11 protein-coding genes are annotated in these 10,790 nt (G+C 62.4%); 3 read left to right on the top strand and 8 right to left on the bottom strand.

What is annotated here, in order from left to right:
* The coding region (locus ACQKP4_RS27230) for a sulfite exporter TauE/SafE family protein (protein WP_427637092.1) at nt 1-680 on the bottom strand (680 nt) is incomplete at its 3' end.
* A gap of 219 nt (nt 681-899) precedes the next feature.
* Between ACQKP4_RS27230 and ACQKP4_RS27225 the strand changes: the two genes are divergently transcribed.
* Together ACQKP4_RS27225 and ACQKP4_RS27220 are read left to right on the top strand one after the other, a co-directional pair.
* Nucleotides 900-1,781, top strand: coding sequence for a LysR substrate-binding domain-containing protein (locus ACQKP4_RS27225; protein ID WP_427637090.1), 882 nt, complete (start codon nt 900-902; stop codon nt 1,779-1,781).
* Nucleotides 1,782-1,889: 108 nt separating this feature from the next.
* Nucleotides 1,890-2,234 (top strand): cupin domain-containing protein, encoded by a 345-nt coding sequence (locus tag ACQKP4_RS27220; protein WP_427637088.1) that lies wholly within the window; start codon nt 1,890-1,892, stop codon nt 2,232-2,234.
* A 114-nt stretch (nt 2,235-2,348) separates the two neighbouring features.
* Here ACQKP4_RS27220 and mmsB read toward each other — a convergent pair whose 3' ends face one another.
* Together mmsB and ACQKP4_RS27210 are read right to left on the bottom strand one after the other, a co-directional pair.
* Nucleotides 2,349-3,236, bottom strand: coding sequence for a 3-hydroxyisobutyrate dehydrogenase (mmsB, locus tag ACQKP4_RS27215; RefSeq protein WP_427637086.1), 888 nt, complete (start codon nt 3,234-3,236; stop codon nt 2,349-2,351).
* Between the two features lie 10 nt (nt 3,237-3,246).
* A complete protein-coding gene (locus ACQKP4_RS27210; protein ID WP_427637084.1) occupies nt 3,247-4,773 on the bottom strand; it encodes a CoA-acylating methylmalonate-semialdehyde dehydrogenase in 1,527 nt (508 codons plus the stop codon).
* Between the two features lie 149 nt (nt 4,774-4,922).
* Between ACQKP4_RS27210 and ACQKP4_RS27205 the strand changes: the two genes are divergently transcribed.
* Nucleotides 4,923-5,870, top strand: coding sequence for a LysR family transcriptional regulator (locus tag ACQKP4_RS27205; RefSeq protein ID WP_427637082.1), 948 nt, complete (start codon nt 4,923-4,925; stop codon nt 5,868-5,870).
* Here the strand turns inward: ACQKP4_RS27205 and ACQKP4_RS27200 are convergent.
* The 5 genes from ACQKP4_RS27200 to ACQKP4_RS27180 form a co-directional block, all read right to left on the bottom strand.
* Nucleotides 5,867-6,376: an OmpA family protein gene (locus ACQKP4_RS27200; protein ID WP_427637081.1), complete on the bottom strand. Its 510-nt coding sequence runs from the start codon at nt 6,374-6,376 to the stop codon at nt 5,867-5,869. The two genes, ACQKP4_RS27205 and ACQKP4_RS27200, sit on opposite strands and share 4 nt — an antisense overlap.
* Complete coding sequence (locus tag ACQKP4_RS27195) at nt 6,376-7,641, bottom strand: diguanylate cyclase domain-containing protein (RefSeq protein ID WP_427637080.1); 1,266 nt, start codon at nt 7,639-7,641, stop codon at nt 6,376-6,378. Before ACQKP4_RS27195 ends, ACQKP4_RS27200 begins: the two co-directional genes overlap by 1 nt.
* Nucleotides 7,638-8,213, bottom strand: a complete 576-nt coding sequence (locus ACQKP4_RS27190; RefSeq protein WP_427637078.1) for a YfiR family protein — start codon at nt 8,211-8,213, stop codon at nt 7,638-7,640. The genes ACQKP4_RS27195 and ACQKP4_RS27190 overlap by 4 nt, the downstream gene beginning before the upstream one ends.
* A 116-nt stretch (nt 8,214-8,329) precedes the next feature.
* Entirely contained in the window at nt 8,330-10,438 is a 2,109-nt protein-coding gene (gene recD / locus ACQKP4_RS27185) for an exodeoxyribonuclease V subunit alpha (protein ID WP_427637077.1), read from the bottom strand.
* The coding region (locus ACQKP4_RS27180) for a hypothetical protein (RefSeq protein ID WP_427637075.1) at nt 10,435-10,790 on the bottom strand (356 nt) is incomplete at its 5' end. The genes recD and ACQKP4_RS27180, both read right to left, overlap by 4 nt.

The following is a 10,790-nucleotide window of genomic DNA, read 5'->3' as shown; positions in this document are numbered from 1 at the left end:
CGCAGCCATTGGCCGAGCAACATGCCCAGCACTGCGGGGATCAGCGCCAGCAACGACGCGCTCAATTCTGCGCCGCCCAACGCGCCGCGCCATAGCAGGCCGGCGGCCAGCGCCAGGGTCGACACGGTGAACGACAGGCCCAGCGCCTGCACCAGTTCATCCTTGCTCAAACCCAGCGCTTGCAGGTACGGCACCGCCGGAATCACAAACACACCCGTGGCCGAGGTGATGACGCCCGTCAGCACGCCACACAGCGGCCCGAGCCAGCGTTCGCAGCGACCGCCGACGCGCAAGGTCGGCAGCAGCAATCCGCTCAGCGCATAAAGCAACAACGCCGCCCCCAGCCCGCGCACCACCCAATGCCCACCGGCCATGCCGATCCACAGTGTGCCCGCGCCCGTGCCGATGAAGATCGCCAGCAGCATCGGCCACAGGCGTTTGATCAACCCGCGCAAATGCCCGCCGAATGCCAGTTGCCAGACATTGGTCAGCGTCGCCGGGATGATCAGCAGCGCCGCTGCCTGCGATGGCGCCATGGCCAGACCGAGCAGGCCCATGGCGACGGTGGGCAAGCCAAGGCCGATGACGCCTTTGATCATGCCGGCCAGCAGGAACGTAACGACGACCAGAAGGGAAAGGGTCAGCCCGAGGTTTTGATAGAACGTGGCGAGTGTATTCATGGGCTTATCCTGGGCCTGGACTGACCGGGTGGAAATCTGCCATATATTGAGGCAGCCTCTTCTTTTTACAGAGGCTGATAATTTCAGTGCGCCCGCTGACGTCTTCGCGAGCAGGCTCACTCCCACCGTTGACCGTGTTGTCGGTTATGACTCGGCCGGAAGTGGGAGCGAGCTTGCTCGCGAAGGCTGTCAGACAACAAACCTCCCGAGGCAGTAACCATGCACTTCGACCTGACCGACCTGCGCCTCTACCTGAACGTCCTCGACGCGGGCAACATCACCGCCGGCGCCGTGCGCAGCCATCTGTCCCTGGCGGCGGCGAGCGCCCGAATCCGCGCCATGGAAGCGTCGTTCGGTATTGAATTTCTGCTGCGCGGTCGTCGTGGTGTCACGCCGACCCCGGCCGGCAAGGCCTTGGCGCAACACGCCCGGCTCCTGCTGCAACAGGCCGAGCACCTGCAACAAGACCTCGCCGAATATGCCAAGGGCGTCAAAGGTCAGGTGCGCTTGCTGTGCAACACCACCGCGTTCAGCGAATACCTGCCGGAGTTGCTCGCCGACTTTTTGCGTGAGCATCCGAACCTCGATATCCAACTTCAGGAACTGCCCAGCGCCCGTATCACCCACGCGTTGCGCCAGGGCGCGGCGGACCTCGGTATCGTCTCCGGCGCCGTGGAAACCGATGAGCTGCACACCCGACCGTTTCGCGACGACCCGCTGGTGCTGATTCTGCCGCGCGATCACCCGCTGGCCGCCACCGAGTCGTTGAGTTTCGGCGCGACCTTGCACCACGACTACGTCGGACTGAACGCCAACAGCGCTTTGGCTGCGTACCTTGAGGAACAGGCGCAGCACGTGGGTTCACGCCTGAAAATCCGCATCCGCGCCGAGAGTTTCGAGAGTGTGATGCGCATGGTCGCTCGCGGCGCCGGCTTGGCGATTGTGCCGCTGGCGGCCGTCGAACGCTGGCCGGGGGAGCGCCCCTTCAGAAGCCACGCGCTGCAAGAACCCTGGGCGCAACGCAAGCTGCTGCTGTGCGCGCGGGACTTTGCGGCGCTGCCCGTTTACGCAAAAGAATTGCTGAAGGCGTTGAGCCATTAGCGTCGGCCAGTGCGCGTTTCTGGACATCTCTTTGTCGAGAACAGACAAATGACGTCGCAATAGGAATGTTAGGGTCGGCTCCCGCTGTTCCAATCGCCCGGAGTCATCATGAACCCACCGATTACCGTTCTTCGCGACACCAAGCCGATGCCTAAAGTCGACGCCTGCACGTGGAAAAGAATTGAAGGCGACCCGCACACCGTCAACCTCGATGCCTACGCCAGCGAAGACAACAGCAAGTTCATGGGCACCTGGATCTGCACGCCAGGCAAGTGGTACGTGGAATATGTGAAGTGGGAATACTGCCACTTCCAGGAGGGCTATTGCATCATCACCCCGGAAGGCCTGGAACCGATCCACCTGCGTGCCGGCGACATTTTCGTCATTGAGCCGGGGATGAAGGGCACTTGGGAAGTCGTGGAAACCGTACGCAAGTATTACGTGTTTGCCTGATGCAAAAAAACCGGGAGATCACCCGACGTGATTTCCCGGTAAATGTTTGTGGGTTCCCACAGGCCAAGTTGTCTAAGTTGTCTGGCTTGCAACAGGCCAGACAACTTCAGCCCGTTACTGCGGTTTGCGATAGCTGTTGATAATTGCCGAAAAGTCTTTGCCACCTTCCCCGCGCTGGCTCATTGCCTGATACAGCTGCTGCGCCACCGCGCCGAGCACCACCGGTTGGTGTGCCTGACGCGCCGCTTCAGTCGCCAGCCCCAGATCCTTGAGCATCAGTTCAGCACCGAATCCGCCGGTGTAACCGCGCGAGGCAGGCGCCGTTTCGACGATGCCCGGCCACGGGTTGTACATCTCCGAACTCCAGCAACGCCCGGTCGAACTGTTGATGATCCCGGCCAGCACGCCGGTGTCGATCCCCAACGCATCGCCCAGCGCCATGGCTTCACTGACACCGACCATCGAGATCGCCAGCAGCAGGTTGTTGCAGATCTTGGCGATTTGCCCGGTGCCGACTTCGCCGCAATGGACGATGTTGCGGCCCATCTGCGCCAGCACCGGTTGCAGGGTGGCGAACAGTTCCGGGGTGGCGCCAACCATGAACGTCAAGGTCCCGGCCGTTGCACCGCCCGTGCCGCCAGACACCGGCGCATCGGCCATGGCCACGCCTTGCCTGGCGGCGGCAGCGGCGACATCACGTGCCGTCTGTGGGTCGATGGTGCTGCAATCCACCGCCGGCACGCCTTTGCCGATACCGGCGAGCACGCCATCGTCACCCAGCCAGACGCTGCGCACATGCACGGCGGCCGGCAGCATGGTGATCACCAGTTCCGCACCTTGCGCGGCTTCGCGCGCCGAAGCGCTGATGCTGCCGCCCAGTCGCTCCAGCTCGGCCAGAACGGTTTTGTTCAAGTCGACCAAGCGCAGCGAGTGGCCGGCCTTGATCAGGTTGCGCGCCATCGGCGCGCCCATGTTGCCGAGACCGATAAAAGCGATTTTCATGTCCGGCTCCTTAACGCAAGTTGATGGTGGTGTTCACACCGTCGTTGACGCTGTCGTCATCGAACCAGCGGCTGGTGACCGTTTTGGTCTGCGTGTAGAACTGCACCACTTGCTTGCCATACGGGCCGAGGTCGCCGAGTTTGGAACCGCGCGAACCGGTGAAGCTGAAGAACGGGACCGGCACCGGAATCGGGATGTTGATGCCGACCTGACCGACGTCGATTTCAGTCTGGAATTTACGCGCCGCCGCACCCGACTGGGTGAACAGGCCCGTGCCGTTGCCAAACGGGTTGGCGTTGACCAGCGCGATGGCTTGATCGAGGGTGTCGACTTCAAGCACCACCAGCACCGGGCCGAAGATTTCCTGGGTGTAGATCTGCATGTCGGTGGTCACGCCGGAGAACAGCGTCGGGCCGACAAAGTTGCCTTTCTCGAAGCCCGGAACGCTGATCTCGCGACCATCCAGTTCCAGCTTGGCGCCTTCCTTGATGCCGCTTTCGATCAGGTCGAGAATCCGTGCCTTGGCCTTTTTCGAAATCACCGGACCGACGTCGGTGCCCGCTTCGCTGCCGGCATTGACCTTGAGTTTCTGAGCCAGCGCTTTCAGGTCCGGCAGCCACTGCTTGGCCGCGCCCACCAACACCACCACCGAAGTGGCCATGCAGCGTTGACCGGCGGCACCGAAACCGGCGCCCACCAAGGCATTCAGGGTTTGTTCGCGATTGGCGTCCGGCAGCACCACGGCGTGGTTCTTGGCGCCCATCATCGATTGCACGCGCTTGCCGTGTTTGCCGGCCAGGTCGTAAACGTGCGTACCGACCGCGGTCGAACCGACGAAGGACACAGCCTTGATGTCTTTGTGGGTGCAGAGCGCATCCACCACGTCTTTGCCACCGTGAACCACGTTGAGCACGCCCGCCGGTACGCCGGCTTCAATCGCCAGTTCCACCAGCAACAGGGTCGACAGCGGGTCTTGTTCGGACGGTTTGAGAACGAAAGTGTTGCCGCAGGCGATGGCCATCGGGAACATCCACAGCGGGATCATCGCCGGGAAGTTGAACGGGGTGATGCCGGCGCAGACGCCGATAGGCTGACGCAGGGTGTATGTATCAACGCCGCCGGCGACGTTCTCGGCGAACTCGCCCATTTGCAGGGTGCCGATGGAGCACGCGTGCTCGACCACTTCCAGGCCACGGAAAATGTCACCTTCAGCGTCGGCAATGGTTTTGCCCTGCTCGTTGCTGAGCACCACGGCGATACGTTTGGAGTGCTCGCGAATCAACGCCTGGAGCTTGAGCATGATGCGCATCCGCGCGCCGATCGGCGTCAGCTTCCAGGTCTGGAAGGCGCGATGGGCGGCGCTGATGGCGGCGTCGACTTCCTCGGCGGTCGCGAATGGCACTTTGGCCAGCACTTGCTGGGTGGCCGGGTTGACGATGTCGTGCCACTCGGTGGTTTGCGATTCGACCCACTCGCCGTCGATCAACAGCTTGACGGTCTGCACGGTGGTTTCGTTGGGCGTGAGCGATGCGTTCATGCTGGTCTCCTGGACTTATTGTTGTGCGGGGAGCCAAGGCGGTTCAGGCGCCTTGAGATGAGGCGTGTGTCGCGAATTGGTTGTCGGACGGTTTTTGGAGTATAGATGTGCAAACTTCTAATAAGAACGCACATAAAAGCCGGTCCATCATGCAAAAAAACATCACGTCTCTAGGCTCGCTGAACTGGGACGACCTCAAGTTTTTCCTCGAAGTGGCCCGCACCCGCAAGGCCAGCACGGCCGCCAAGCGCCTCGCGGTCGACTACACCACCGTGTCGCGACGCATCAGTTCGCTGGAAGCAGCGCTGGGCACATTGCTGTTCGAGAAATCCCGGACCAGCGGTTTTGTCCTCACCGCCGAAGGCCAACGCTTGCTCGGTTACGCCGAGTCGATAGAAAGCACGCTGCACATGGCCTGCGAACAGGTGTCAGGTTCCGGCGTCGCGCTGTCGGGGCACGTGCGCATGGGCTGCACTGAAGGCTTCGGCAGTTTTTTCATCACGCCGCAGCTTAGCCATTTCGTCGACGCCTACCCGGCGATCTCGGTGGACATCCTGCCGCTGCCGCACTTTATCAGCCTGTCCAAACGCGAAGCCGACATCGTCATTGCGTTGGAGCGTCCGGAGCATGGCCCCTACGTCTGCTGCAAATTGTGCGACTACAAGTTGCAGCTCTACGCGACCCAGGACTATCTGGACAAACACGCACCGATCCGCCGCCCTACCGACTTGGGCAACCATTCATTCATCAGTTATGTCGACGACCTGGCCTTCAGCTCGGAGCTGTTGTACCTGGCGAACGTACTGCCCGGCGCCAGCGCCAACCTGCGCAGCACCAGCGTCATCGCGCAGTTCGTGGCGGCGCAGCAAGGGCGCTCGCTGGCGATTCTGCCGTGTTTCCTGGCGGCGCAGGATCCGCGATTGCTGGCAGTGTTGCCGGAAGAAATCAACATCACCCGGCAGTTCTGGATGTACTGCCGGGAGGATTTGCGCAAATTGAAGCGGATCACCCTGTTGTGGGATTACATCCGCGAGGTGACCGAGCAGAATCAGGGGCTGTTGATGGGCAACAGTCGGGACATGTTGTTCGCCGATTAGTCGGTGGACACCACGATCGAGACCCGGCGATTTTCGGTGCGGCCAGCCGCGGTGGTGTTGGACGCTACCGGCTGACCGCTGCCGAGGCCACGCAGTTGAATGTTCTGTTCCTGCATGCCGACCGTGCTCAGCACCTTGCCGACACTTTTCGCGCGACGCAGCGACAGCGTCTCGTTGTAGGACTCTTTGCCTGACGTATCGGTGTGGCCATCGACCCGCACCCGCTCGATACCGACACCCAGCAACGCCTTGCCGATACGCTGGACGATCTCGGTACTGGCTGCGTTCAGGCTGTCGTCGTCACTGCCGAACAGCACTTTGCCAGACAGGCCAAAGGCCCAGCCCTCGTCGGTCAACTCGAAGCCTTGTTGCTTGAGCACCGCGACCTGCGCCGGCGTCAGGCCCTTTGGAGGCGCCGTCTGGCAACCGGTCAAGGCTAGCAACGCCAGGTAAAGGGTGAAGGTAAAAAACCGCAAGGACCGCTGGGAAAGGGAGAACACGTGCATTAGCTCCTGGTTTGACGATTGGCGGCAAAGTGCTCCGACCCTGCCGTTTGCTGTGCGCCTCGGGACAACCGTTTGGCGTGGTACATCGCCGCGTCGGCGGCACTGAGCAGTGCGTCGGGCGTGGCGCCATGATCGGGGTACACCGAGATGCCGATGCTGAGCGAGGTCAACACCGAGGTATCGCCCGGTAACTCAATGGGCGCCTCCATGCTGGCGATGATTTTGTCGGCAATGCGCTCGGCGTCTTCGGTTTTGTGCAGCGGGGTCAGCAGCACGGCAAACTCGTCGCCGCCCAGACGCGCCACCAGATCCTCTTCACGCAACTGCGCTCGAACCCGATTGGCGACCGCAACGAGCACCGCATCGCCAGCCGCGTGGCCGAAGTTATCGTTGATTCCCTTGAACCGGTCGCTGTCGAGGAACAGCACGGCCACGCGCTCGCCGAGTTTGTTGGCATTGCGCAGCGCACGCAGCAGCCGGCCTTCGAAAAACGCCCGGTTCGGTAACCCGGTCAAGCTGTCATGGCTGGCCTGGTGCGCGAGGGTTTCGTTCTCGCTTTGCAGGTGGGTTTGCCAGGATTCGAGCTCGTCGAGCAAGGCATTGAAGTCGTTGCCGAGGTTGTCCAGTTCGGCGATGGCGGCAGGCGGCACGCGCCGGTCAAAGGCGCGCTCGCTGCGGGCGGCGTGGGCCACGGACGCGAGGCTGCGCAAGGGGCCGGTGATCCCGTGCAGTTGGCGACGAGCCAGATACAGCGCGACCCAGGCACTGATGGCGGTACAGAGGATGATGCCCACCAGACCGCTGAGCAAAAACCGCATCAGGCTGCCGCCGTCGCCAGTGAGCTGGATGCTGCCGACTTCCCGATCCTGATGGACAATCGGCATGTTGATCGGCTTCTCCAGAAAGGCCGTGGCGATTTGCATTTCAAGCTCGGAGAACAACCCGGTTTCCGGCCGCTGCCAACGCGCCAGTAAATTGCCGTTCTTATCCAGCACCTGGGCATCGGCGACTTCCTCGGTCGACGCGATCAACGCCAGGGCTTCGGTGGCGGCAGCCTTGTCGTTGAACACCACGGCGGCTTCCACGGTGTAGTTGATCGAGCGCGCGATCAGGTGCAGGTTGTGGTCGGCATAGACGCGCAAGGCCAGCACACCGAGCAACGTCAGCGAGAGACTGGCCATGGCCACGGCCACCAGCGCGACGATCAAATGACCACGGCCGATGACCGAGCGCAACGTAGGGCGATCAGGCTTGAACAGGCTCATGGTGCCGCCGGGGTGCGACGGGACAGTTGCAACACGCTGGGGTGAATGCGCACGCCACTGCGGGCGACGGAATCAAGGTTGACCTGGAAGGACACCTGATCATCGCTGACCCGCAGGCAAAACAGACTGCCGACGGTGCATTGATCGTCGGCCTCGCTGATGCTCAAGACCGGACGCCCGCTTAACGCGGCGAAGAGACGGGTGCGTTCGTCGCCGGTCAGTTTGCCGATGTACACCGCATCGCAGTCACTGGCGATGGACGGGTTGTCGGCCAACAGCCGTTGCACGATTACGGGTCGGCCGGTGGCCTGGGTCGTGCCTTTGACCAAGTCATCGGTGTATTCGGTAGGGCCGACCACACACAAGCGAAGTTGCGCAGGTTCAACCGGCCAGCGCGCGTAACTGAGAATCCCCAGAACCACTTGAGTAACCGCTTTGGCACGCTGGTCGGCCATGCCCGCTGGCGTTCCCGGCTGGGCGAAAACGAAGGTGCTGAACAGGCAGAGAAGGCCTGCCAACAGCCTCTGCTTGCAACCAACGACGCACCCTGCCGCGCGGACAGCCACCTTCATGCAGCGATTCTCTTTGATGTAGCGAAATAATGTCGCAACGATAGCACAGGGTTAAAACGCCAGCGAGACCGCGCGCTACAGCGCCTCGTCCCTTTGCGCCGTGCACGGTGGGTACTTCATTCACGCGAATCGATCGCGTCATCCAGCTCCAGCATCAACCCGCTCAAGCGTTTGACCTTGCGCCGCGCGGCCTCTTCAAATACGCCGGCGCGAGGTTCGATCAAGGTGAACCAGTGCTTGGCCCGGGTGATCCCGGTGTAAATCAGTTCCTTGGTCAGCACCGGGTTGAGGGCGTCCGGAAGAATCAACGCCGTGTGGGCAAACTCGGACCCCTGGGATTTGTGCACGGTCATGGCGTAGACGGTCTCGACGTCATTGAGCCGGCTCGGCAGAACAAAACGCACGCCTCCCTGGCCGTCGTTGCGTGGAAACGCAACGCGCAACACCTGCTTGCCGGCGTCGGGGCCCTCGCGTTCGGGCAGCTTGAGGGCGATGCCAATGTCACCGTTCATCAAACCGAGGCCATAGTCGTTGCGCGTCATCAGCACCGGCCGCCCCTCGTACCATTGCTGGTCACTGTCGATCAGCCGGGCCCTGAGCAAGGCGTCGGTGACGCGCTGGTTCAATCCTTCCACGCCCCACGGCCCTTTGCGTACGGCGCACAGCAGCTGAAAGGCGTCGAAAGCCTGCAACACCTGGCGCGCCCACTCGGTCCAGCAGGGATCGTCGAGCATCCGTTCGAGCGACGGTCGTTGGTCGCGCATCAGGCTCAGGTAACGCCGATAACCTTGCGGGCCGTCACCATGCCCTTCAAGGAGCAAGCGTTCCAGCGCCCGATCATGCTCACCTTTGAGCGGCAGGGAAAACACGTCATCGTGAGTTCGGGCCGTGAGCAGCTTGCGCGCTTCCTCGGGTTGCTGCTGGTTGACCCAACGCGCCAGTTGCCCAATGCCGCTGCCCTCGCCGAAGCGACGCGAATGGCGCAACATCACGACTTGCTGAGCCAAGGGATGGGTGCCGGCAGCGTCTTCGCGCAAACCGCTGGCCGTCAGACTTTCACCGCTGACCGACTCCAGCCACTGGCGGGTTTGCGGGCTGTACCAACCTGCCTCGGCATCGCGGCACAGGTCGCCCAGCACCGCGCCGGCCTCCACCGAGGCCAACTGGTCCTTGTCACCCAACAACACCAACCGCGCATGAGCCGGCATCGCGTCGAGCAGATTGGCCATCATTTCCAGGTCGATCATCGAGGCTTCGTCGACCACCAACACATCCAGCGGCAACCGGTTACCCGCATGGTGACGGAAGTGGCGGGTGCCGGGGCGACTACCCAGCAAGCGGTGCAACGTGGTGACGTCGGAGGGGATTTTGTCCCGCACGTTTTCAGCGACTTTCAACGACTGCACTTGCTGGCTGATGGACTCGGTCAACCGCGCGGCAGCCTTGCCGGTGGGTGCCGCAAGACGGATGCGCAACGGTTTGCCCGCCTCCACCGCCGGGGCTTGAAGCAAGGCGAGCAGACGCACGACCGTCGTGGTTTTGCCCGTGCCGGGGCCACCGGTAACGATGCTGAATGCACTGCGCGTTGCCAGGGCACAAGCGAGTTTTTGCCAGTCGATCACCTCGCCGGACTTCGCCGCACCGAACAAACCGGTCAGGCGTTGAGGCAAATCACTCGGTGCCGACTCTTGCTCCGCCAGGCGTAGGCGCAATGCGTTGTCGATACGCCGCTCGTAGGCCCAGTAGCGGCGCAAGTACAAGCGCTTGCCCGACAACACCAAGGGCCGCGATTGCGCCTCCTCACGGCCATCGACCGCCAGCGCCACCAGATTGCTGGCGGCCAGTACCTTGCACCAATGGGCGCCGTCCAGCGCTTCCAGCAATTGCGATGGCAATAGCATCGCTCCACTTTGCACATCGCCTTCCGGCGGCAGGGACAACGCGAAATCGGGGGCTTTCAGCGTCTCGAACAGGTCCAGGCAAACATGGCCGTGGCCCAGTTGATGACTGGTCAAGGCAGCGGCCAGCAGCACCAGCGGATCATCGCCGGGCGCAAGTTCGTGCAAGAAAGCCACGAAAGCCTTGTCGAGCGCCCGCAACCAGCCGCGTTCGACCCAGCGCGTCAGCAACAGCAGCAAATCGTCGGCGCGAGTCAACGGCGCCAGATCCGCCAGGCTTTCGGCGGCCAATGACGTGGGCAGCAAATCGGCGAAGGTGCGGCTCATAACAGTTCTCCCTGTTCCCACGCGGGTTCGGCCTTGGGCTGCGGCTTGCCCTGGAACAGCCGGTCCAGTTGCTCGATCAATTCGCGAGGCGGACGGGCGAAATACACCCCCTGACTCGAAGCACGCGTGCCGCGCAGAAACAGATACAGCGCGCCGCCGACATGCCGGTCGTAATCGTAATCGGCGAGCCGCGCCTTGAGCTGGCGGTGCAAGGCCAGCAGGTACAACACGTATTGCAGGTCGTAACGGTTGTCGAGAATCGACTGCTCCATTGCCTGCTCGGTGTACGCCGAGTCGTCGAGGCCCAGCCAGTTGGATTTGTAATCGGCGACGTAGTAGCGACCGTCGTGTT

It is taken from the genome of Pseudomonas sp. NPDC086278, assembly GCF_050280905.1.
In the GTDB taxonomy this organism is placed as follows: Bacteria; Pseudomonadota; Gammaproteobacteria; order Pseudomonadales; family Pseudomonadaceae; genus Aquipseudomonas.
This window is presented reverse-complemented; position numbering and strand designations above follow the sequence as displayed.

Bases quoted from the DNA above. Each gene is read 5' to 3' on its own strand.
- ACQKP4_RS27225 (WP_427637090.1), top strand. From the start codon at position 900: ATGCACTTCGACCTGACCGACCTGCGCCTCTACCTGAACGTCCTCGAC.
- ACQKP4_RS27220 (WP_427637088.1), top strand. From the start codon at position 1,890: ATGAACCCACCGATTACCGTTCTTCGCGACACCAAGCCGATGCCTAAA.
- mmsB (WP_427637086.1), bottom strand. From the start codon at position 3,236: ATGAAAATCGCTTTTATCGGTCTCGGCAACATGGGCGCGCCGATGGCG.
- ACQKP4_RS27210 (WP_427637084.1), bottom strand. From the start codon at position 4,773: ATGAACGCATCGCTCACGCCCAACGAAACCACCGTGCAGACCGTCAAG.
- ACQKP4_RS27205 (WP_427637082.1), top strand. From the start codon at position 4,923: ATGCAAAAAAACATCACGTCTCTAGGCTCGCTGAACTGGGACGACCTC.
- ACQKP4_RS27200 (WP_427637081.1), bottom strand. From the start codon at position 6,376: ATGCACGTGTTCTCCCTTTCCCAGCGGTCCTTGCGGTTTTTTACCTTC.
- ACQKP4_RS27195 (WP_427637080.1), bottom strand. From the start codon at position 7,641: ATGAGCCTGTTCAAGCCTGATCGCCCTACGTTGCGCTCGGTCATCGGC.
- ACQKP4_RS27190 (WP_427637078.1), bottom strand. From the start codon at position 8,213: ATGAAGGTGGCTGTCCGCGCGGCAGGGTGCGTCGTTGGTTGCAAGCAG.
- recD (WP_427637077.1), bottom strand. From the start codon at position 10,438: ATGAGCCGCACCTTCGCCGATTTGCTGCCCACGTCATTGGCCGCCGAA.